Source organism: Citrobacter sp. RHB35-C21 (assembly GCF_013816515.1).
Taxonomy (GTDB): Bacteria; Pseudomonadota; Gammaproteobacteria; order Enterobacterales; family Enterobacteriaceae; genus Citrobacter; species Citrobacter braakii.
Window position 1 is genome coordinate 2,985,823 of sequence record NZ_CP057147.1, and the last position, 21,038, is coordinate 3,006,860.

Genomic DNA, 21,038 nt, shown 5'->3' on the forward strand with positions numbered 1-21,038 from the left:
AATCCGTAATAAATAAAAACAGCACGTAAAAATAAGCCCTTAGGGATAAACCAAAAGGGCATATATATTTGTCACAATTTTTCGAGCATCAATCCGGCACGTAAACCACAGGCCACGTTTGGATTTGGAAAGAGAACGTATTCAACATCATGGGTGACGGTAAAACGTTCATCACCGTCCTGCGCCAGCAAGGTGCCCTCTGTAAAAGGGGTAAAGTTGAGCGTCTGGTTATCCATGTGAAGAATGAAATCGTCGCTACGCCGCGTGATTTGCGACACCACGCGGTAACGCAGCGGAGATGTTTCTCCCGGTGACATTCGCTCGCCCTTTAGCAGCTTCGCCAGCGCATCTGCCGTCTGCGCAAACTGAGTCAGATCGTTTTGTCCAAACGGCAGCGCTTTACCCAGTTCCAGCGTGCAGGCCAGCGCGCCAAAATGTTCAGCGCTAAAATGGGTGAACGTGCCGCCAGGTGTCTGATGGAAAACCAGCGCCTCCAGCCCTGCCTCTCCCAGCCATCCCAAAAAATCTTCGTCCCAGGCAACGTTGCGTTGTGGCAACACGCCAAAGCGCAGATGCTGCGAGCCGCGAATCGCGGTGTGCAGATCCAGATGCCAGCGTACTGGCTCTTTCGCCCGAGAATAAAAATCCTCCAGACACAGCTCAAGCTGATGGGCTCGGTGCGTTTCTTCACTCGCGGCAAAAATCTGCCAACGGCCGCCAAACATACGGTTCAGGTCGCTATGACAATAACGTTGTCCCGCCGCCAGCGCCTGCGGGTTCCCCAGAATCACCAGCAGCCGCCATGTCAGCGTTAGTTCACCGCTAAACAGCCTGGAGAGAATTGAATCAAGTATCTCTACCGGGGCCGTTTCATTACCGTGGATCCCCGCAGACAGCACCAGCGAATATTCCGCCGGAGTGTCCGGCGTCAGCTCCAGAATTCCGTGACCAATCCACTGCCAGGAAAAGCCGCGAGCTGTGCCCTCGGTTGTCTCGGGGGTTATCCCTGCCAGCGTCTGGGCCAGAAAATTATCCATGGCGGGTCCTCTCCTGCTGGAAGGGATACACAGAGCCGAGGTTGAGCAATTGCGTCAACGTATCCAGCGCTTCACGCCCCTCACGTAACAGCTGCGGGTCGGCAAGGTCGGCGGCAGTAAGACGATCGCGATAGTAACGGTCGACCCAATTATTCAGCGTGTTAAACAGCGTATCGTTCATGATAACCGCCGGATTTACGGCCTGCAGCTCCTGTGGCGTAAGCACCACTCTCAGGCGCAGACATGCCGGACCGCCGCCGTTGGACATACTTTCACGCAGATCGAATACCTGCAGGTCATCGATCGGATTGTCTTCCTCGAGCAGACGGTTCAAATACCGCCACACGCCCGCATGCTCCCGACACTCCTGCGGCAGGACCAGCATCATCGAACCGTCATCACGGCTCAGTAACTGGCTGTTAAACAGATAGGTAGTCACCGCATCCTGCACCGACACTTCCGCAGCCGGGACTTCCAGCGGGGTAAAACCTGCCACCTGACTGCGTAACTGCTCGAACAACGCCTGCTGTCTGACAAACGCCAGCTGATGACAAAACAGTACCTGGCGATTCGACACCGCAATCACATCGTTATGAAACACGCCAAGATCGATAACGTCCGGGTTTTGCTGGGCAAAAATGCGCTGATGCGGGTTAACCTGATTCAGTCGGGCGACCGCCTCGCTGGCCTCACGGGATTGCCTCGCCGGATAGCGCTTCGGATGGGACACATTCCCTTCTTCACGACCGTAAACAAACAGCTGTACGCCAGGGTCGCCGTAATCCCCGCTGAGGCGGTTATGGTTTGCCGCACCTTCATCACCGAATAGCGCAACCTGGGGTAACGCGCCGTGGACCGTAAAACTATTCTCATCACGGAAAATCGCCCGTAGCAACGCTTCGGTGGTCGGCGCTTCCAGCGAACGGTGAAACTTATTATTCAGATTCGCCACCGTCAGATGCACTTTCCCGTCCAGCGCATCGGCTGAAGGGCAGACCGTTGCCGCATTCGCCACCCACATAGACGATGCGGAGCTGGCGCTGGAGAGCCAGTGAGGCGCCTGACGCGCCACGTTCTCCAGTATCTGTTCGTCGCGGCCGGTAAAGCCCAACTGACGCAGCACCGGAATATACGGCCGCTCATGAGGCGGGATCACCGCCTGGGGAAATCCCGCATCCGCCAGCGATTTCATCTTTAGCAGACCCTGCTTCGCCGCCAGACGCGGGTTCGATAGCTGAAAACGATGTTTGGTTGAGGCCTCATTACCAAATGACAGCCCCGCATAGTGGTGGGTCAGCCCCACCAGACCATCAAAATTTACCTCACGGGCTTTCATAGCTTATCCTCGCGAGAAAAATCCAGGCCGGGGCTAAGCGTCGTTGGCAGCGTTAAGGCCGGTGATTCCAGACTTGCCATCGGCCAGGCGCAATAATCTGCGGCATACCACGCGCTGGCGCGATGGTTCCCGGAAGCGCCAACGCCGCCAAACGGCGCTGTACTCGCCGCGCCGGTTAACGGCTTATTCCAGTTGACGATCCCGGCCCGCGCCTCGAGCAGCAGTTGATCAAACTGGCTGCGTTCGGGGGAAACCAACCCACACGACAATCCAAAGCGGGTGTTGTTCGCCATACGAATTGCGTCATCAAAGCTGTCATAACGCCAGACGCCAAGCAGCGGTCCAAAGACCTCTTCATCGGGTACGTTCGCTGCCCCGGTCAGTTCGATGATCCCTGGGGTGAGCAGTGACGTTCCGGCTTGCACCAGACGTGGCGCTAACAGCGTCCGGCCCCCTAACGATTCCAGACGCTGCCAGGCATCATAGACATGCCGCGCGGCCTGTTCGGAAATCAGCCCGCCAATAAATGGCTGCGGTTCTGCGTCCCAGTTGCCGGGCATTAAACGCTGGCTGACGTCCACCAGGCGCGTCAGGAACGCATCCCCCTGCGCGCCTTTTTTAACTAACAGGCGACGGGCGCAGGTACAACGCTGTCCGGCGGTGACAAACGCGGATTGAATAGTCAGATGCACTGCGGCATCAATATCTTCCGGGTTCTCAATAATCAGCGGGTTGTTGCCCCCCATCTCCAGAGCGAGGATTTTTTCCGGCTGGCCGGATAGCTGTCGATGCAGTTGATAACCAGTATTGGCACTGCCGGTAAACAGCAGGCCATCGAGATCGTCCTGCGCGCTCAGCGCCTGTCCCGTATCGCGACCGCCCTGCACCAGGTTCAGCACGCCCGGCGGCAATCCCGCCTGCTCCCACAGCTTTGTCACGGCTTCACCGGTCCACGGCGTCAGCTCGCTGGGTTTGAAAATCAATGTGTTGCCTGCCAGCAGTGCCGGAACAATATGACCATTGGGTAAATGGCCAGGGAAGTTATACGGGCCAAAAACCGCCAGCACGCCGTGCGGGCGATGGCGCAACGTCGCTGCGCCATCCGGTAATTCGCTGTGCTGCTCTCCGGTACGCGCATGCCAGGCTTTCACTGAGATGGCAATTTTATTGATCATCGCCGTCAGTTCTGTAGCGGCTTCCCAACGGGGTTTGCCGGTTTCCCGGGCGATAATCTGTGTGAGTTCGGCTTTATTGCTTTCCAGCAATGAGGCAAATTTTTCAACAATGGCCTGGCGTGCGCCAAAGGGCTGTTTAGCCCAACTGGCAAAGGCTGCGCGCGCGGCCCTGCACGCCTGCGCTACCTGGGTTGCATCGGCATCATTGCCCTGCCACAGTACATCACCGCTTACGGGATTGGTTTTCACCCGACGCTCGCCCAGCCCCGTCACCCAGTCGCCGTTTATCCATAATGTCATGCTGTTTTCTCCTCTGCACAAAGACGCACAAAACGTACATGGTCGCCCGCGTGACATTTCAGGGCGTCCAGTTGCGCCGCCGTCAGCACCAGACGCTGAGTATCCGGGTCGGCACGAACCAACATGACGCGGAAATTTTGATAATTTTCATTGGCAACCAGACAAGCAGGATAGTCGCCCGGCGCAGGCTGCCCTTCAGCCACCTCCACCAGCCTGCTTTTACGGATAGCCCGTACCCGGTCAATATCGCATTCCAGGGTCGGTCCGCCGTCGAAAATATCGACGTAGTTGCGGTAGCGAAATCCTTCTTTCTCCAGCACAGCCCGCGCAGGAGCCGTTTGCGGATGCACCTGACCAATCACGCTCTGCGCTTCGTCAGACAGGAAATGGGTATAAATCGGATGCTTAGGCATCAGTTCAGCAATAAAGGCTTTTTGCCCGGTTCCGCAGAGAAAATCCGCCCGGCTAAACTCCATTGAGAAAAAACGTTTGCCGAGGCTTTGCCAAAACGGAGAGTAGCCGTGTTCATCGATCACGCCGCGCATCTCGGCCACGACCTTCTCATTGAATCGATCACGAAAGGCCGCCATAAACATAAAGCGCGACTTCGACAACAAATAGCCGTTGCCTTCTTTACGCCAGTCCGGATCGAGAAACAGAGAACAAAGTTCGCTACTGCCCGTGTGATCGTTACTCAGAAACAGCGTCGGCAGCGCGTTATACACGTTCAGCTCTTTCGAGGCGTGCACCAGAGTACCGACCCGGTAGTTGTACCAGGGATCGTTAAGCCCCACCGCCACCTCAATGGCGCAAATCCCTGCCACGGTTCCGCTGGCGCTGTCTTCAAGCACAAACACATATCCCTGCTCACTTTTGGGCAACTCACCGCGCCAGGTTTGTAGCGAACGTTCGATACGCGCCATCAGCGTAGCTTCATTCGCCGGTAGCGAGGTCAACCCACCGCCGGTCTTACTGGCAAGCTGCATCAGCGCCGTGATATCAGCGCGTTCAATGGGACGAATCACCATCATGATGAACCTCCTGCTTTAATGCGTTCGCAGGCCAGCGCAAAGCGATCCAGTCCGGTGGCGATTTCTTCTTCGCTGACGTTTAACGCTGGCGCAAACCGCACCACATTAGCGCCAGCAATCAGCACCATCACTCCGGCAACCGCCGCTTCTTGCGAGATGAGTTTTGCTTTCCCGGCAAATTCCGTGTTCAGCACACAGCCAATCAGCAGTCCGAGTCCACGAATTTCACTAAACAGCCCAAAACGTTCGTTAATGGCGTTAATACGCTCCACAAACCAGTCGTGGCGCTGTTTCACTCCGTTAAGCACTTCCGGCGTGTTAACAATTTCCAGCAGTTTTCCCGCCACCGCAGTGGCCAGCGGGTTTCCGCCATAGGTTGTACCGTGCGTACCGACCGTCATCACACTGGCGCAACGCTCTGTCGCCAGCAGTGCGCCGATGGGGAAACCGCCGCCCAGCGCTTTTGCTGTCGTCAGCAGGTCCGGCGTAACGCCGTAGTGCATGTAGGCATACAGTTCGCCGGTACGGCCAACCCCGGTCTGAACTTCATCAAAAATCAACAGCGCATTATGGCGATCGCATAATTCACGCAGCCCCTGCAAAAAGGCGTTTGTTGCCGGCACTACGCCGCCTTCCCCCTGCACCGGCTCCACAATAACTGCACAGGTGTTGTCATCAATCAGTTGACCGGCAGAGTCGAGATCGTTATACACGGCATGGCGGATATCCGGCGGCAGCGGCGCGAAGTCCTGTGAATAGGCGGGCTGTCCTCCGGCGCTGACGGTAAACAGCGTGCGACCATGGAAAGCATTTTTAAACGCCACAATGCCGCTCTTCTGGCTACCAAAACGATCGTGGGCATATTTACGTGCCAGTTTTAATGCCGCTTCGTTAGCTTCTGCGCCAGAGTTACAGAAGAAAATACGCTCGGCAAAAGTGGCATCAATCAGCTTTTTCGCCAGGCGCAGCACCGGCTCGTTGGTGTAGCCATTTCCCGTATGCCAGAATTTGCTCGCCTGGTCGTTTAATGCCTCGCGCAATGCCGGATGTGCATGACCCAGCGCGTTAACCGCAATGCCTCCCGCGAAATCGATATACTCTTTACCCTGCTGATCCCACAGACGTGAACCTTCGCCACGCACCGGAATAAAAGGGGCCGGAGCGTATACGGGCATCATCCATTCATCAAAATTTTCACGCGTAATTGACAGAGACATAGCGACCTCAACGGTAAATAAAAGGTTATTTATATGTTAACAAATATAGTGTTTGCGGTGTAAATGTAGATTGCAGGCTTCGTGCCAGCCAGCGAAAAAAGTGCATAAACGGAGGGCGGTGACGGAATATCAACGAGTTACAACCTGACGATATTCACTGTATGTGCATATAAAGTGAATATGTTTGCGTACCAGATGACTAAACAGAGGAAAAAACGCAATTTTATTCAGTCGCCAAATATAATTCTGGAATTGTGATCGTATACGAAATTTATCGGAAATTATTGCTCTATTCCGACGCGCTACGCGCCAAAACGGTGCAGTTTTTGCTCCATCGTTAACACCATTAGCAATCATTGTTGGAATCAGGTGACAAGAAGCAGTCAGCCTGCAGAAATTCTGCTACCATCCTTGCACTATTCATCTTGCAAAGTGGCAGCGACTATGAAATTTGTCTCTTTTAATATCAACGGCCTGCGTGCCCGTCCCCATCAACTGGCAGCCATTGTCGAAAAACACCAACCGGATGTTATTGGCTTACAGGAGACAAAAGTCCACGACGATATGTTCCCTCTCGAAGAGGTAGCAAAGCTGGGTTATAACGTCTTTTATCACGGTCAGAAAGGCCACTACGGCGTAGCACTATTAACGAAAGAAACGCCGATTGCGGTGCGTCGTGGCTTCCCGGGTGATGGCGAAGAAGCGCAGCGTCGTATCATCATGGCGGAAATTCCGTCGCCTCTGGGCAGCATCACGGTGATCAACGGCTATTTCCCGCAGGGCGAAAGCCGTGACCATGAAACCAAGTTCCCGGCCAAAGCCGCATTTTATCAGAACCTACAAAACTACCTGGAGACTGAACTGAAGCGCGACAATCCGGTATTGATCATGGGTGATATGAATATCAGCCCAACCGACCTCGATATCGGTATTGGCGAAGAGAACCGTAAACGCTGGCTGCGTACCGGCAAATGTTCCTTCCTGCCAGAAGAGCGCGAGTGGATGGAGCGTCTGCTGGGCTGGGGCCTGGTAGATACCTACCGTCACGCCTGGCCTGAAAAGAACGACCAGTTCTCGTGGTTTGATTACCGCTCAAAAGGCTTTGACGATAACCGTGGCCTGCGTATCGATTTGCTGCTGGCGAGCAAACCGCTGGCGGAGCGCTGCGAAGAAACCGGCATCGACTATGAAATCCGCAGCATGGAAAAGCCGTCCGACCATGCGCCTGTATGGGCTAAATTCCGCGTCTGATCGTCTGCGTATTTTCACTCTCCGGGCCTGGCCTGGAGAGTCTGTTTATTCTGTGCAAAATCAATAAAGCCACGGTAATACATTGTTGCGGCCGGAAATTTATTATATCTTCGCGCGCACTTTTCGCTGACGAAAACGCTACATTTCATTCGGTTTTACAGGAGAACCCCCATGAAAAAGAAGTTCGCATAACGCAGAATACCGGCTGCTAATTGTTGCGGTATTGTTCTGCGTTCTGGCGGGAGTTTTCAATCATTACGGTCTGACCGATCTGATCACCAATTTCCATCATTTACAAGATGTCATCCGCCAAAGCGGCCTGTTCGGCTATACCCTTTATATCCTGCTGTTTATAGTTGCCGCGCTGTGTCTGATCCCTGGCAGCATTCTGGTGATCGTCGGCGGTGTGCTGTTTGGCCCGGTGACAGGGACGCTTATCTCGTTAGTGGCGGCAACCATGGCTTCGGCGCTGTCATTTATGTTGGCTCGCTGGCTTGGCCGGGAATTGCTGCTGAAATACGTTGGCCATACGGCAACGTTTCAGGCTATCGAAACAGGCATTGCCCATAGTGGAGTAGACTTTCTGATCCTGACCCGGCTCGTGCCACTGTTCCCCTATAACATTCAAAACTATGCCTATGGGCTGACGGCCATTCCGTTCTGGTCATTTACCGTGATATCTGCGCTAACCACCTTGCCCGGCATCTTTATCTATACGCTGATGTCGCACGAACTGGCCAGCGAAGGGATTAGCTGGGCATTTATCGGTAAGCTCAGCGTTGCGGGGCTGGCGCTATTCGTCTTCGTTCAGGCAGCCAAAGCCTGGGCGCGACATAAACATGTCGATCCGGCGCCCGGTCACGAGTACGCGGGTAAATGATCAAGATGAATAAAGCGCGGCGGACACGCTATTACCGTATAAGCTTGCTTGCCCTGCTGCTGCTCGCACTGATGGCGTGGGCGTGGATACCTGGCGTGAGTGATTTTCTTCACGCCAGCCTGGCGGCATTTACCACGCTCGATCAGCATACTCTTGAGAACTTCATTCGTTCTTACGGAACCCAGGCGGCGGTCGTGTCGTTCTTCCTGATGATCTTACAGGCCATCGTCGCGCCGCTTCCCGCCTTTGTGATCACCTTTGCCAACGCCTCGCTGTTTGGCGCATTTTGGGGCGGCGTACTGTCCTGGAGCAGCGCGATGGCAGGTGCGGCGCTGTGCTTTTTTATTGCCCGCGTTTTAGGTCGCAGCGCGGTGGAAAAACTGACCGGAAAAACGGTGCTGAACAACATGGACACTTTTTTCGAGCGCTATGGCAAGCACACAATTCTTGTCTGTCGCCTGTTACCTTTTGTGCCGTTCGACCCGGTAAGCTACGCAGCAGGCCTGACCTCTATTCGTTTTCGCCATTTCTTCATCGCCACCGGCATCGGTCAGTTACCGGCCACTATCGTTTATTCATGGGCTGGTAGCCTGTTAACCGGCGGCACATTTTGGTTTGTTACCGGCCTGTTCATCCTGTTCGCTCTGAGCGTGGTGATTGCCGTGGCCAGAAGCCTTTATCTTGAGCATCAACGGAAAAAGACCTGAGTCTTTCCCCCCATTTTTAGCAATGGAGATATTATGCGTTACTGCTTATTGTGCCTGAGTTTGCTGCTCTCTCCGCTGGCGGCTTTCGCCGAGGACACCAGTTGGCAGCAAATCAAAAATGACGCCCGCGGTCAGACGGTGTGGTTCAACGCCTGGGGTGGCGACAACGCAGTTAACCAGTATCTCGACTGGGTTAGCGGCGAGATGAAAACGCACTATGCCATTAACCTGAAAATCGTACGCCTGGCGGATGCCGCCGACGCCGTAAAACGTATCCAGACGGAAGCGGCATCCGGGCGAAAAACCGGTGGCTCGGTCGATTTACTGTGGGTGAACGGCGAAAATTTCCGCACGCTGAAAGAAGCCGGGCTGCTACAGACCCAGTGGGCGCAAACGCTGCCTAACTGGCGCTATGTTGATACCCAAAAACCGGTGAATGAAGACTTTTCCATTCCAACGGAGGGGGCTGAATCACCGTGGGGCGGCGCACAGCTTACATTTATTGCCAGGCACGATCTCACCGCGCAGCCGCCGCAATCCCCGCAGGCACTGCTTGAGTTTGCCCAGGCGCACCCTGGCACGGTGACCTATCCGCGTCCGCCAGACTTTACCGGAACGGCTTTTCTTGAGCAGTTGTTAATTTCGCTCACCAACAAGCCGCAGGCGCTGAAAATAGCGCCAGATGCGTCCACATTCGCCGACGTTACCGCTCCATTGTGGCATTACCTTGATGCTTTGCATCCTGCCCTGTGGCGCGAAGGTAAAGATTTTCCGCCCACGCCCGCACGAATGGATGCGCTGCTCAACGGTGGCACCCTGCGTTTATCAATGACCTTTAATCCTGCCCACGCGCAGCAAAAAGTGGCCAGCGGTGAATTACCCAAAAGCAGCTATAGTTTTGGTTTCTCACAGGGCATGCTCGGCAACGTGCATTTTGTCACCATTCCAGCGAATGCGCGGGCCAGCGCCGGAGCGAAAGTCGTGGCAAATTTCCTGCTTTCACCCGAAGCGCAACTGCGTAAAGCCGACCCGTCAGTCTGGGGAGATCCTTCGGTGCTTGATCCACAAAAATTGCCTGTCGACCAGCGTAATGCGCTGCTGGCGCGGATCCCACAAGGGCTCCCTGCCGTACTGCCAGAACCGCATGCTGCATGGGTAAACGCTCTGGAACAAGAATGGCTACGCCGCTACGGTACACATTAATTCTGCTACTCTGGGCCATCATGGCGGGCGTTTATCTGCCGCTGGCGCCAGCGGCTTTTTCTCTGATAACGCCGGCGCTGAGCACCAGACACTGGCTGGCGCTATTTAGCGATCCTCAACTCCCGCAGGCGTTACTGGCAACGCTGGTTTCCGTAAGCCTCGCGGCTGGTGGCGCGCTGATCATCGCCCTGCTGGCGATCCTCGCCTTATGGCCCGGCGCAGGCTGGGCGCGTCTGTGCACGCGTCTTCCGTGGCTGCTGGCGATTCCGCACGTTGCCTTCGCCACCAGCGTGCTGTTGGTTTTTGCCGAAGGCGGCATGCTCTGGCAATGGCTCCCGTTCCTCAGCCCCCAGCCTGACCGCTACGGCATTGGGCTTGGCGTGACGCTGGCGGTAAAAGAGAGTGCCTTTTTGTTATGGATCCTCTCAGCTCTGCTGAGTGAAAAACAGCTTTCGCAGCAGGTTATCGTCCTGGATTCGCTGGGTTACAGCCGACTGCAATGCCTGAACTGGCTGGTTCTGCCCTCTCTCGCCCCCGCGTTAGGCAAAGCCATGCTGGCGATTGTCGCCTGGTCGCTCTCGGTAGTGGATGTAGCAATCGTCCTTGGTCCAGGAAACCCACCAACGCTTGCCGTGTTGAGCTGGCAATGGCTCAGTCAGGGCGATGCCGAGCAACAGGCTAAAGGAGCACTCGCCAGCCTGCTGCTGGTACTGCTGCTACTCATCATCGCGCTGGCGGGGTATCTGCTCTGGCGCGCCTGGCAACGCACTATTCCCGCAGTAAACGGGGAACGCCTGCGTTTTTCATCCTGTACAATCGGACGTTCGCTGGTACAACTTTTGCCCTTTGGCGGTGTGGTGTGCGCGCTGGTTCTGGCGCTGATCGCCAGCTATTCGTCGCTAAATAGCGAGGCGCTCAGCACTAGCCTGCAACTGGGGCTTCTCTCCAGCGTGCTGGCGCTGCTGATACTTTTTGCCTGGCTGGAATGGGGTCCACAAACCGGACACCGTTGGGTCTGGCTACCGCTCATTTTGCCTGCGCTGCCGCTGGTGACTGGACAGTATCTGTTGGCGTTATATGCCGGACAGGATGGGCTGATGATAACCATTGTCTGGGGACACCTGCTGTGGGTGATGCCATGGATGCTGTTTGTGCTCAAACCGGCGTGGCAACGCATTGACCCACGATTGATTTTGATTGCGCAAACGCTGGGTTGGACCCGGGGGCGCATATTCTGGCAAGTAAAATGTCCGCAGCTGGCGCGCCCGGCGCTGGTTGCCTTCGCGGTAGGGTTCTCAGTCAGTATCGCCCAGTATATGCCGACGCAGTGGTTAGGCGCCGGGCGCTATCCCACGCTGACCACCGAAGCGGTGGCATTAAGCAGCGGCGGTAGCACCGCCATTCTGGCAACCCAGGCGCTATGGCAGCTTCTGTTACCGCTTATAATTTTCGCACTGGCGGCGTTTCTCGCTGCGTGGATTGGCCGCTTTCGACAAGGACTCCGCTAATGCTCACTGTACAAGGCGTTTCGTTGTACCAGGGTACGACAGCGCTACTGAAGGACGTTAATTTCCAGGTGAATAAAAGTGACATTGTCACCATTATGGGACCTTCCGGCAGCGGTAAGTCTTCGCTATTTTCGTGGATGATCGGGGCGTTGTCTCCTCAGTTTCAGGCGTCAGGCGAACTGTGGCTCAACGAACAGCGCGTAGACACACTGCCTACCGCGCAGCGCCAGATTGGCATTCTGTTTCAGGATGCGCTGCTGTTTGACCATTTCAGCGTTGGGCAGAATTTACTGCTGGCCTTACCCGCCAGCGTGCAAGGTCCCGCCAGACGCCATGAGGTGGAAAGCGCCCTCGCACGCGCGGGCTTGGCAGGATTTTATTCACGCGATCCGGCTTCGCTCTCCGGCGGGCAACGCTCACGTGTCGCCCTGCTTCGCGCGCTGCTGGCGCAACCTCAGGCGCTGTTACTCGATGAACCCTTTAGCAGGCTGGATGCGTCGCTGCGCGATACCTTTCGCCAGTGGGTCTTCACCGAAGTACGTAAACTGGGTATTCCGGTGGTCCAGGTTACCCACGATGCGCAGGACGTTCCGCCAGCAGGTCGCGTATTACAGATGGAAAACTGGGCGTGAATGTGGCGATATGCTGCGTTAACGCAAGGTTTTTACTTAACTGGCGGCACAGAATGTCGTCCTCTTTTTCAACGTCGGGCTATTCGATGAAACGTGTTTCTCAAATGACCGCGCTGGCACTGGCTTTAGGGCTCGCTTGCGCTTTTTCCTGGGCTGCTGAAACAGCACAGACGCTCACCCTCAACCAGTTACAGCAAAAGCAAGGCGCGGCGATCGATACCCGTCAGAGCGCTTTTTATAACGGCTGGCCGCAATCGCTTAATGGTCCTTCAGGACACGAGCCTTCCGCACTGAACCTGTCTGCCGCCTGGCTCGACAAGATGAATGATGAACAACTCAGCGCCTGGGTTAAGGCACATCACCTGAAAACCGACGCGCCGGTGGCATTGTATGGCAGCGATACTGACATGCAGGCCGTCAAATCCCGCCTGCAGAAAGTCGGCTTTAACGCTATCTCAACCCTCAGCGATGCGCTTACGGACCCTGCCCGCCTGCAACGTCTGCCGCACTTCGAACAGTTGGTTTACCCGCAGTGGCTGCACGACCTTCAGCAGGGTAAAGAGGTGACCGCCAAACCGGCCGGTGACTGGAAAGTGATTGAAGCCGCCTGGGGCGCGCCGAAGTTGTATCTGCTCAGCCATATCCCTGGCGCGGGCTACATTGATACCAACGAAGTCGAAAGCGAACCGCTGTGGAATAAAGTGTCCGACGCGCAGCTCAAAGCGATGCTGGCGAAACACGGCATCCGCCACGACACCACGGTGATTTTATACGGCCGCGATGTCTACGCCGCCGCGCGCGTGGCACAAATTATGCTGTATGCAGGTGTGAAAGATGTTCGTCTGCTCGACGGCGGCTGGCAGACCTGGTCTGATTCAGGTTTACCGGTCGAACGCGGTACGGCACCAACGGTGAAGCCTGAACCTGATTTCGGCGTGACGATCCCTGCCCAACCGCAACTGATGCTGGATATGGAACAGGCTCGCGGTCTGCTGCATCGCCAGGATGCGTCTTTGGTGAGCATTCGTTCATGGCCGGAATTTATCGGTACGACCAGCGGCTATAGCTACATTAAGCCAAAAGGTGAGATCGCAGGGGCGCGTTGGGGCCATGCAGGCAGCGACTCCACCCACATGGAAGATTTCCATAATCCGGATGGCACCATGCGCAGCGCCGATGACATCGCCGCCATGTGGAAGCAATGGAATATCCTGCCACAGCAGCAGGTCTCATTCTATTGTGGTACCGGCTGGCGTGCTTCGGAAACGTTTATGTATGCCCGCGCAATGGGCTGGAAAAACGTCTCCGTCTACGACGGCGGCTGGTATGAGTGGAGCAGCTCTCCGAAAAACCCGGTCACCAGCGGTGAACGGGGTCCGGACGCCAGCAAGTAAGATTGTCATTGTTGCCGGATGCAGCGAGAACGCTTTACCCAGCCTACATAAACCATCGTTGTAGGCCGAATAAGCGAAGCGCATCCGGCAACGCACTACGTTACGCCTGACGCTGGACCGCTTTCAGCGTCAGATATCCGCTCCAGATCCGGGTGAACGTCGTCATCCAGCACAGCGCGCCAAAGACCCACGCCATTACGGCAAAATATTCCGGGAACAGACATCCCAACACAAACAGCAAAATCGTCTCGGTTCCTTCAGTCAGTCCGCCCAGATAATAAAACGATTTATGCGCATAACCGGGGTTATCAATCTGATGCTTTGCCGCCAGCGCGGCGAAGGCCAGAAAGCTGCTGCCGGTGCCAATAAACGCGAACAACAGCCAACCGCCTGCCAGCGCATTTTGCGCCGGCGCAGCAAGAATAAAACCAAACGGCACTAAGGCGTAAAACAGAAAATCGAGCGAGATATCGAGAAATCCTCCCGCGTCCGTTAGCCCTCTGCGCCGTGCCAGCGCCCCATCCAGCCCGTCAAACAGCCGATTGAGCACAATAGCCACCAGCGCCGCCATATACCAGCCTAACGCCAGAAATGGCAACGCCAGCACGCCAATAGCAAAACCGACCAGCGTAAGTCCGTCCGGGGTAATCGCCGGTTGATCAATGATGCCCACGCAGCGATGCAAAAGCGGTTTTAATCGCGGATGAAGATGGCGGTCAAGCATGCGGGCGTCCTTTAAAACTGTCGCACAGTCCCTGGGAGGGAATATCGAGAGCGGCATTAAAACGCGCCGAGAGATTTTGAAACGCAATCAGCGCGGTCATTTCAGTAATGGCGTCATCGGTAAAATACTGCTTCATCTGCGCTTTCAGCGCATCGTCAACCTGTGGTGGCGTTGCGGTGACCGCATCAGCATAGGCCAGCCCTACACGTTCTTCTGCGCTAAATAGCGTTGATTCTTGCCAGTTGGCAACCTGTAAGACTTTATCCAGCGCGCCGCAGCGTTCAGCCAGCCGTAAACTGTTGGCGTCAACGCAGAAAGCGCAGTGGCACACCTGAGAAACGCGGGTCATCAACAGCGCGCGCATCACCGGCGACAGGCGCGCCTTTTTACGCTCCAGATACCCGACAAACAGCGCCACCAGCCAGAACAGGAACGGCATCCGCCCCCACCAGCGCGTGGGATGCAGCACATCACCATAATGTTTTTTCTGCGTAGCAACGAGCGGTTGCAAACTGGAAGGGATACGCGTTAACGGTTTTACCCACGACTGAGGATCGTTCAACGGTGGCTCCTGAATACTTTAGATAAAACAAAGATAACGATAGTATGTCATTTTCTGCCGTTAGATCTTGATGAATATAATGAAAACCCTCGACGTGGTCGCCGCTATCATTGAACGTGATGGCAAAATTTTACTGGCTCAACGCCCGCAGCATGCGGATCAGTCAGGTATGTGGGAGTTTGCTGGCGGTAAGGTTGAGCCGGGGGAAAGTCAGCCAGAGGCGCTGGTCCGTGAACTGCGTGAAGAGTTGGGCATCGAGGCGGTCGTTGGGCGCTACATTGCCAGCCATCAACGCGAGGTTTCAGGCCGACTCATTCACTTACATGCCTGGCATGTACCGTCATATCAGGGGGAGCTGAAAGTGTATGAACATCAGGATATCGTCTGGTGTTCACCCGAAGAGGCGCTGCGTTATCCGCTGGCGCCTGCCGATATCCCGCTATTAGAAGCGTTTATCCTTTTACGCGACGCCAGACCAGCGGATTCGTGCTGATCGTTTTATCATCGCGCTGGCACTGAAGCAAAACGCCATCCGCTTTAATCACCGCCCCTTCTGAGTAGTTTTGATCCTGATAAATACAGCACTGACTACAGGGTTGCGCCCGCTGACCGCTGGAACTGAACACTTCCGGCGGGACATTCACCTGCACGTCCGGGCGATAGAGCTGATTTGCCAGCGTCGCGCTGGACACCAGTGCCAACGCTCCTGCCATGATTATACGGCGCATATTCTTTCCTTTTTGACTGACAGTTATGCTCAGTATAACGGTATAAACCGGCAGAAACTTTAGCCCTTGCCATCATCGCTTTTGGTTATGACCCACGCCGCAATATTAATTTACTTAGCGCGGTTAATTTTTTCTTGCGTCCCGTCACACTGCTGATGTTATAGTCAAAAACTGCAAAACACTTAACACAAAAATCAAAAATATAACCATATCAATACATAAGAGGTACTTATATCTATGGATCAGACACGTTCTCTGGAGTCATTCCTTAACCATGTGCAAAAGCGCGACCCGAATCAGACCGAGTTCGCGCAAGCCGTTCGTGAGGTAATGACGACACTGTGGCCCTTCCTCGAGCAAAACCCGCGTTATCGTCAGATGTCGTTGCTGGAACGTCTGGTTGAACCGGAGCGCGTGATCCAGTTCCGCGTCGTCTGGCTGGACGATCGCAATCAGGTGCAGGTCAACCGCGCGTGGCGCGTGCAGTTTAGCTCCGCCATTGGCCCATACAAAGGCGGGATGCGTTTCCACCCTTCCGTGAACCTGTCGATCCTGAAATTCCTTGGCTTCGAGCAAACATTTAAAAACGCCCTCACCACGCTGCCAATGGGCGGGGGTAAAGGCGGGAGCGATTTCGATCCGAAAGGTAAAAGCGAAGGCGAAATCATGCGTTTCTGCCAGGCGCTGATGACCGAACTGTTCCGCCATTTAGGGCCCGATACCGATGTTCCGGCGGGCGATATCGGCGTGGGCGGTCGTGAAGTCGGCTTTATGGCCGGGATGATGAAAAAACTGTCCAACAACAGCGCCTGCGTCTTTACCGGTAAAGGTCTCTCTTTCGGCGGCAGCCTGATTCGCCCGGAAGCTACTGGCTACGGTCTGGTGTACTTTACCGAAGCGATGCTCAAACGCCATGGCCTGGGCTTTGAAGGCATGCGCGTGGCCGTCTCTGGTTCCGGTAACGTGGCGCAATTCGCCATTGAGAAAGCCATGGAGTTTGGCGCGCGAGTAGTCACCGCCTCCGATTCCAGCGGTACCGTGGTCGACGAAAGCGGATTTACCAAAGAAAAACTGGCGCGTCTGTGCGCGATCAAAGACAGCCGCGACGGCCGCGTGGCGGATTACGCCCGCGAATTTGGCCTGACCTATCTGGAAGGCCAACAGCCGTGGTCGGTTCCGGTTGATATCGCCCTGCCGTGCGCCACCCAGAACGAACTTGATGTCGATGCGGCACGCGTGCTGATCGCCAACGGCGTGAAGGCTGTCGCCGAAGGGGCAAACATGCCTACCACCATCGAGGCCACCGATCTGTTCCTGGAAGCCGGTGTATTGTTCGCGCCGGGTAAAGCGGCCAACGCGGGAGGCGTAGCGACATCCGGTCTGGAAATGGCGCAGAACGCCGCACGTCTGGGCTGGAAAGCGGAGAAAGTGGATGCGCGCCTGCACCACATCATGCTGGATATTCACCATGCCTGCGTCGAGTACGGCGGCGAAAGCAAGCAAACCAACTACGTACGTGGCGCCAACATCGCGGGATTCGTGAAAGTTGCCGACGCGATGTTGGGCCAGGGTGTGATTTAATTCAGATCTGTTGTTCCCGTAGGCTTGATGCGGCACACATGCCTTATCCAGCCTAAGAGCGCATTACAGGCCCGCCTCTTCAGATGGCGGGCTTTTTTTCGCCGTGCGTTTCCGCGGCGCGCTCTTTTTCTTGTCACCACCACTACTACCCGGTGCGGCAATACCACGGAAGCGTCGTACCGGCGTGCTGCGCGCCTGATCGATTAGCTGATACAGCGTCCCCACCAGCGGCTGCATGAAATCCTGATATCGACACTGTTTTTCGCTGATTTGGGTCAGGATAGATTCCCAGTGCGCGGTCATATCCGGGCGCGTCGCCATTTCAGGCAGCGAATGAAACAGCGCTTTTCCGGCATCGGTAGAATGGATATAGCGCCCCTTCTTCACCAGGAAACCACGCTTAAACAGCAGCTCGATAATCCCGGCGCGCGTCGCTTCCGTTCCCAGTCCGTCCGTTGCGCGCAGGATCTTTTTCAGATCTTTATCCTGCACAAAGCGCGCGATTCCGGTCATCGCTGACAGTAGCGTGGCATCGGTAAAGTGCCGCGGAGGCTGGGTCTGTCGTTCAACCACTTCGCCTTTTTCGCACAGCAGTTCGTCGTCTTTTGCCACCACCGGCAGCGGCGTCCCGTCGTTATCTTCGTCGCGCTCTTTGTTGCCAAGCAGCGTACGCCATCCGGCCTCTGCCAGAAAACGGGCTTTGGCGACAAACTTACCTTTCGCGATGTCCAGCTCAATAACGCACTTCCTGAATAACGCATCCGCGCAAAACTGCATCAGATATTGACGGGCAATCAGATTGTATATCTTCGCTTCATTATCGTTCAGGTTGATGGACGAACTGCGCGCGGTTGGAATGATGGCGTGGTGGGCATCCACTTTTTTATCATCCCAACAGCGGTTTCGCGTATCGGGATTGACCGCCGGTTGCGGAAGCAGATCCGGCGCATGGACGCTAATCGCGTTCAGCACCGCGTGACGTCCGGCAAAGTGTTCTTCCGGCAGATAGCGGCTATCCGAACGCGGATAGGTGATCAGTTTATGGGTTTCATACAGCTTCTGGCAGATATCCAGAACGTTTTGCGCACTTAAGCCAAAGCGTTTCGCCGCTTCAATCTGCAACGCCGACAGCGAAAACGGCAGCGGCGCGGATTCTGATTCCCGTTTATCGTTATAGCTGGTGACGATCGCCGGTTGACCGTTAATGCGGTTTACCACGTGTTCAGCCAGCGTGCGGTTTAGCAAGCGCCCTTCTTCATCCTGATACGGCTCACACGCTTCGCTCGGCTGCCAGATAGCGGTAAACCGCTCATCGGCGGGCGTCACGATATGCGCCTTTACCTCGAAGAAGTCTTTGGCAACGAAGTTTTCAATCTCTTCATCGCGACGCACAACCAGTCCGAGCACCGGCGTCTGCACGCGCCCGACCGAAAGTACGCCCTGATAGCCCGCGTTACGCCCCAGAATGGTATAAGCGCGCGTCATGTTGATACCGTACAGCCAGTCCGCCCGCGCTCGCGCCAGTGCCGACACGCACAGGGGGATGAACTCACTGTTGGCGCGCAGACGCTCAATCGCCCGCTCGACGGCCTGCGGGTTGAGGTCGTTAATCAGGCAGCGTTGCACCTGCTGGCGCTTTTCAGGGGCCAGTTGCAGGTAATCCAGCACTTCATCCACCAGCAGCTGTCCTTCACGATCGGGGTCACCTGCGTGAATGACTTCACTGGCCTCATGCAAAAATCGCTTAATAACGTTGAGCTGTTTGGTCACCGAGGGACGCGGCTGCAGTTGCCACTTTTCCGGGACAATCGGCAGATCAACCAGACTCCAGCGAGCATAACGACTGTCGTAGGCATCTGGCTGCGCCTGCTCAAGCAGGTGACCAATACACCAGGTCACCACTTGCCCGTTTCCGCACTCGATAAAACCGTCACCTTTGCGATGCGGCTTCGGCAGCACATCGGCGATAGCGCGCGCCAGACTCGGTTTTTCGGCAATAAACAACCGCATCGAGTTAACGGATCTCAACCATGGCGCGACCGCCACGAGCTTCCACTAACTCACCAATCGCAGTGAGGTCGATGCCAAACTGCGCCGCTGCCGCTTTAACTTCAGCTTCAGCTTCCGGCGTTACCGCTAACAGCAGACCACCGGAAGTTTGCGGATCGCAGAGCAAATCGCGAACCGACTGCGGCATTTCACCCATCAGGTGTCCGTAGCTGGCAAAGTTACGCTGGGTACCGCCCGGCACCGCGCCCTGCGCGATGTATTCTTCAACACCTGGCAGCTTAGGAATTGCCTGGTAGACGATCTGCGCCTGAACGCCGGCCCCCTGACACATCTCGCTCAGATGCCCCAGCAGCCCAAAACCGGTAACGTCGGTCATGGCTTTCACGCCGTCGATATCGGCAAATGCCGCCCCGGCAATGTTCATCCGGCACATCACTTCCGTCGCCAGCCCTTTGTGCTCGTCCTTCAGCAGCGATTTTTTTTCTGCGGTGGTCAGGACACCAATACCCAGAGGCTTGGTCAAAAACAGCTTGCATCCCGCCTCGGCGGTGCTGTTTTTCTTCACGCGTTCAGTTGGAACAACGCCGGTTACCGCAAGACCAAAGATAGGCTCAGGGGCATCAATAGAGTGCCCCCCCGCCAGCGCGATACCCGCCTGACGGCAGGCAAAGCGTCCGCCTTCGGTTACTTCGCGGGCGATTTCCGGCGCCAGCTTATCAAGCGGCCAGCCCAGGATAGCAATTGCCATAATCGGTTTGCCGCCCATGGCGAAAATATCGCTGATGGCGTTGGTTGCGGCGATGCGGCCAAAATCAAACGGATTATCGACAATCGGCATAAAGAAATCGGTGGTGCTGATTACGCTGGTGCCGTTTCCCAGATCGTATACAGCCGCGTCGTCGCGGGTTTCATTACCCACCAGTAAGTTTGGATCAACAAACTTCGCCTGCTCGCTGTGCAGGATGGTTTCCAGCACTTTTGGGGAAATTTTACAACCGCAACCGGCTCCGTGGCTGTATTGCGTTAAACGAATAGCTTGCTCGCTCATGGACATCTCCTGTCATTGCAATCCGGATATGGTAGCGCTCATTCCATGATGTGGTAAGAGTGACTGTCTGAATTCGGGTGCCTTTGCTCATAATCCAGACAGTTTTGCCGTTGATATCAGAAATAACGGACGAATGCGCTCGGATCGGCAAGGGTAATCGTCGTGGATGCTTTCAACTGTGGTGTGCCCAGATAGAGAAAACCGACGATTTTATCTTGTGGGCGACAGTCAAACGCTTCGCGGACGACCTCACTTTCGGTTAATGCGCCACTGCGCCAGATACCGCCAAAGCCCTGGGCAATGGCAGCCATCTGCATGACCATCACCGCACAACCGGCAGACATTTCCTGTTCCCATAGCGGAACCTTGTCGTTTGCTTCACATTTCGCCACCACGGTAATAATCAGCGGTGCGCGAAACGGCGCGCTGCGCGCTTTTTCCTGGGCCTTCTCATCGCTGCCAGATGCAATAGCGCCTTTTTCAAGCACGGCGGCAAAGCGTTCACGCCCTTCGCCCTCAATGACAAAGAATTGCCACGGTTGCAGCGTTTTGTGGTCCGGCGCGCGCATTCCCGCACGCAGAATATTTTGCAGTTGTTCTCCTGCCGGGGCCGGTTCGACGAGACGAGAGGCGCTACGACGGGTCATAAGTAATTCGAGTGCATCCATTTGCTTAACTCCAACAATGAAATTTGTTCACAAAATTAACACGTGA

Annotated in this window: 20 protein-coding genes; 9 read left to right on the forward strand and 11 right to left on the reverse strand. The window is 55.5% G+C overall.

Translation table 11 applies throughout. From position 1 onward, the window contains the following. Positions 1–71 precede the first annotated feature (71 nt). From astE to HVZ39_RS14595, 5 genes are read right to left on the reverse strand one after another with little or no spacing between them, the layout of a single operon-like run. Positions 72–1,037: a succinylglutamate desuccinylase gene (gene astE, locus HVZ39_RS14575; RefSeq protein WP_049040430.1), complete on the reverse strand. Its 966-nt coding sequence runs from the start codon at positions 1,035–1,037 to the stop codon at positions 72–74. After that, positions 1,030–2,373 (reverse strand): N-succinylarginine dihydrolase, encoded by a 1,344-nt coding sequence (gene astB / locus HVZ39_RS14580; protein WP_181632603.1) that lies wholly within the window; start codon positions 2,371–2,373, stop codon positions 1,030–1,032. Before astB ends, astE begins: the two co-directional genes overlap by 8 nt. Then, positions 2,370–3,848 carry a succinylglutamate-semialdehyde dehydrogenase gene (gene astD, locus HVZ39_RS14585; RefSeq protein ID WP_181632604.1) on the reverse strand — a complete coding sequence of 493 codons (1,479 nt, stop codon included), beginning with the start codon at positions 3,846–3,848 and terminating at the stop codon, positions 2,370–2,372. Before astD ends, astB begins: the two co-directional genes overlap by 4 nt. After that, the gene (gene astA / locus HVZ39_RS14590; protein ID WP_016152846.1) at positions 3,845–4,879 is read right to left on the reverse strand and encodes an arginine N-succinyltransferase; all 1,035 of its coding nucleotides are present in this window, start codon (positions 4,877–4,879) and stop codon (positions 3,845–3,847) included. Before astA ends, astD begins: the two co-directional genes overlap by 4 nt. Next, positions 4,876–6,096 (reverse strand): aspartate aminotransferase family protein, encoded by a 1,221-nt coding sequence (locus HVZ39_RS14595; protein WP_181632605.1) that lies wholly within the window; start codon positions 6,094–6,096, stop codon positions 4,876–4,878. Before HVZ39_RS14595 ends, astA begins: the two co-directional genes overlap by 4 nt. Positions 6,097–6,540: 444 nt before the next feature. Between HVZ39_RS14595 and xthA the strand changes: the two genes are divergently transcribed. From xthA to HVZ39_RS14630, 7 genes are all read left to right on the forward strand, one after another. Continuing rightward, positions 6,541–7,347, forward strand: coding sequence for an exodeoxyribonuclease III (gene xthA, locus HVZ39_RS14600; protein ID WP_016156323.1), 807 nt, complete (start codon positions 6,541–6,543; stop codon positions 7,345–7,347). A gap of 223 nt (positions 7,348–7,570) precedes the next feature. Continuing rightward, positions 7,571–8,227 carry a TVP38/TMEM64 family protein gene (locus tag HVZ39_RS14605; RefSeq protein ID WP_181632606.1) on the forward strand — a complete coding sequence of 219 codons (657 nt, stop codon included), beginning with the start codon at positions 7,571–7,573 and terminating at the stop codon, positions 8,225–8,227. After that, the gene (locus tag HVZ39_RS14610; protein ID WP_181632607.1) at positions 8,224–8,934 is read left to right on the forward strand and encodes a TVP38/TMEM64 family protein; all 711 of its coding nucleotides are present in this window, start codon (positions 8,224–8,226) and stop codon (positions 8,932–8,934) included. The genes HVZ39_RS14605 and HVZ39_RS14610 overlap by 4 nt, the downstream gene beginning before the upstream one ends. Positions 8,935–8,967: 33 nt before the next feature. Further along, the gene (locus HVZ39_RS14615; protein WP_181632608.1) at positions 8,968–10,137 is read left to right on the forward strand and encodes an ABC transporter substrate-binding protein; all 1,170 of its coding nucleotides are present in this window, start codon (positions 8,968–8,970) and stop codon (positions 10,135–10,137) included. After that, entirely contained in the window at positions 10,110–11,645 is a 1,536-nt protein-coding gene (locus HVZ39_RS14620) for a thiamine ABC transporter permease (protein ID WP_181632609.1), read from the forward strand. Before HVZ39_RS14615 ends, HVZ39_RS14620 begins: the two co-directional genes overlap by 28 nt. Continuing rightward, positions 11,645–12,277 carry an ATP-binding cassette domain-containing protein gene (locus HVZ39_RS14625; protein WP_047498882.1) on the forward strand — a complete coding sequence of 211 codons (633 nt, stop codon included), beginning with the start codon at positions 11,645–11,647 and terminating at the stop codon, positions 12,275–12,277. Before HVZ39_RS14620 ends, HVZ39_RS14625 begins: the two co-directional genes overlap by 1 nt. A gap of 86 nt (positions 12,278–12,363) precedes the next feature. Then, positions 12,364–13,671 (forward strand): sulfurtransferase, encoded by a 1,308-nt coding sequence (locus tag HVZ39_RS14630; protein WP_181632610.1) that lies wholly within the window; start codon positions 12,364–12,366, stop codon positions 13,669–13,671. A gap of 100 nt (positions 13,672–13,771) precedes the next feature. Here HVZ39_RS14630 and HVZ39_RS14635 read toward each other — a convergent pair whose 3' ends face one another. Together HVZ39_RS14635 and HVZ39_RS14640 are read right to left on the reverse strand one after the other, a co-directional pair. Next, entirely contained in the window at positions 13,772–14,395 is a 624-nt protein-coding gene (locus tag HVZ39_RS14635) for a CDP-alcohol phosphatidyltransferase family protein (protein WP_047358607.1), read from the reverse strand. Next, positions 14,388–14,957 carry a carboxymuconolactone decarboxylase family protein gene (locus HVZ39_RS14640; RefSeq protein ID WP_047417903.1) on the reverse strand — a complete coding sequence of 190 codons (570 nt, stop codon included), beginning with the start codon at positions 14,955–14,957 and terminating at the stop codon, positions 14,388–14,390. The genes HVZ39_RS14635 and HVZ39_RS14640 overlap by 8 nt, the downstream gene beginning before the upstream one ends. A 79-nt stretch (positions 14,958–15,036) precedes the next feature. Here HVZ39_RS14640 and HVZ39_RS14645 point away from each other — a divergent pair, with 79 nt between their 5' ends. Next, positions 15,037–15,450 carry a pyrimidine (deoxy)nucleoside triphosphate diphosphatase gene (locus HVZ39_RS14645; RefSeq protein WP_032947020.1) on the forward strand — a complete coding sequence of 138 codons (414 nt, stop codon included), beginning with the start codon at positions 15,037–15,039 and terminating at the stop codon, positions 15,448–15,450. On the opposite strand, the gene HVZ39_RS14650 is transcribed toward HVZ39_RS14645, so the two are convergent. Next, on the reverse strand, positions 15,410–15,670 hold the full coding sequence (locus HVZ39_RS14650; RefSeq protein WP_170973731.1) for a YnjH family protein: 261 nt from the start codon (positions 15,668–15,670) through the stop codon (positions 15,410–15,412). The two genes, HVZ39_RS14645 and HVZ39_RS14650, sit on opposite strands and share 41 nt — an antisense overlap. 252 nt (positions 15,671–15,922) lie before the next feature. Between HVZ39_RS14650 and gdhA the strand changes: the two genes are divergently transcribed. Next, positions 15,923–17,266, forward strand: a complete 1,344-nt coding sequence (gene gdhA, locus HVZ39_RS14655; protein WP_016152833.1) for an NADP-specific glutamate dehydrogenase — start codon at positions 15,923–15,925, stop codon at positions 17,264–17,266. A 63-nt stretch (positions 17,267–17,329) separates the two neighbouring features. Here the strand turns inward: gdhA and topB are convergent, their stop codons facing one another. From topB to HVZ39_RS14670, 3 genes are all read right to left on the reverse strand, one after another. Further along, the gene (topB, locus tag HVZ39_RS14660) at positions 17,330–19,276 is read right to left on the reverse strand and encodes a DNA topoisomerase III (RefSeq protein ID WP_181633700.1); all 1,947 of its coding nucleotides are present in this window, start codon (positions 19,274–19,276) and stop codon (positions 17,330–17,332) included. A 4-nt stretch (positions 19,277–19,280) separates the two neighbouring features. After that, the gene (selD, locus tag HVZ39_RS14665; RefSeq protein WP_016152831.1) at positions 19,281–20,324 is read right to left on the reverse strand and encodes a selenide, water dikinase SelD; all 1,044 of its coding nucleotides are present in this window, start codon (positions 20,322–20,324) and stop codon (positions 19,281–19,283) included. Between the two features lie 116 nt (positions 20,325–20,440). Next, complete coding sequence (locus HVZ39_RS14670; protein ID WP_181632611.1) at positions 20,441–20,992, reverse strand: NAD(P)H nitroreductase; 552 nt, start codon at positions 20,990–20,992, stop codon at positions 20,441–20,443. Positions 20,993–21,038 lie beyond the last annotated feature (46 nt).

Bases quoted from the DNA above. Each gene is read 5' to 3' on its own strand.
- selD (WP_016152831.1), bottom strand. From the start codon at position 20,324: ATGAGCGAGCAAGCTATTCGTTTAACGCAATACAGCCACGGAGCCGGT.
- astD (WP_181632604.1), bottom strand. From the start codon at position 3,848: ATGACATTATGGATAAACGGCGACTGGGTGACGGGGCTGGGCGAGCGT.
- HVZ39_RS14635 (WP_047358607.1), bottom strand. From the start codon at position 14,395: ATGCTTGACCGCCATCTTCATCCGCGATTAAAACCGCTTTTGCATCGC.
- HVZ39_RS14620 (WP_181632609.1), top strand. From the start codon at position 10,110: ATGGCTACGCCGCTACGGTACACATTAATTCTGCTACTCTGGGCCATC.
- HVZ39_RS14630 (WP_181632610.1), top strand. From the start codon at position 12,364: ATGAAACGTGTTTCTCAAATGACCGCGCTGGCACTGGCTTTAGGGCTC.
- HVZ39_RS14670 (WP_181632611.1), bottom strand. From the start codon at position 20,992: ATGGATGCACTCGAATTACTTATGACCCGTCGTAGCGCCTCTCGTCTC.
- astB (WP_181632603.1), bottom strand. From the start codon at position 2,373: ATGAAAGCCCGTGAGGTAAATTTTGATGGTCTGGTGGGGCTGACCCAC.
- HVZ39_RS14615 (WP_181632608.1), top strand. From the start codon at position 8,968: ATGCGTTACTGCTTATTGTGCCTGAGTTTGCTGCTCTCTCCGCTGGCG.
- gdhA (WP_016152833.1), top strand. From the start codon at position 15,923: ATGGATCAGACACGTTCTCTGGAGTCATTCCTTAACCATGTGCAAAAG.
- HVZ39_RS14645 (WP_032947020.1), top strand. From the start codon at position 15,037: ATGAAAACCCTCGACGTGGTCGCCGCTATCATTGAACGTGATGGCAAA.
- HVZ39_RS14610 (WP_181632607.1), top strand. From the start codon at position 8,224: ATGATCAAGATGAATAAAGCGCGGCGGACACGCTATTACCGTATAAGC.
- HVZ39_RS14625 (WP_047498882.1), top strand. From the start codon at position 11,645: ATGCTCACTGTACAAGGCGTTTCGTTGTACCAGGGTACGACAGCGCTA.
- HVZ39_RS14650 (WP_170973731.1), bottom strand. From the start codon at position 15,670: ATGGCAGGAGCGTTGGCACTGGTGTCCAGCGCGACGCTGGCAAATCAG.
- HVZ39_RS14595 (WP_181632605.1), bottom strand. From the start codon at position 6,096: ATGTCTCTGTCAATTACGCGTGAAAATTTTGATGAATGGATGATGCCC.
- xthA (WP_016156323.1), top strand. From the start codon at position 6,541: ATGAAATTTGTCTCTTTTAATATCAACGGCCTGCGTGCCCGTCCCCAT.
- astE (WP_049040430.1), bottom strand. From the start codon at position 1,037: ATGGATAATTTTCTGGCCCAGACGCTGGCAGGGATAACCCCCGAGACA.
- astA (WP_016152846.1), bottom strand. From the start codon at position 4,879: ATGATGGTGATTCGTCCCATTGAACGCGCTGATATCACGGCGCTGATG.
- topB (WP_181633700.1), bottom strand. From the start codon at position 19,276: ATGCGGTTGTTTATTGCCGAAAAACCGAGTCTGGCGCGCGCTATCGCC.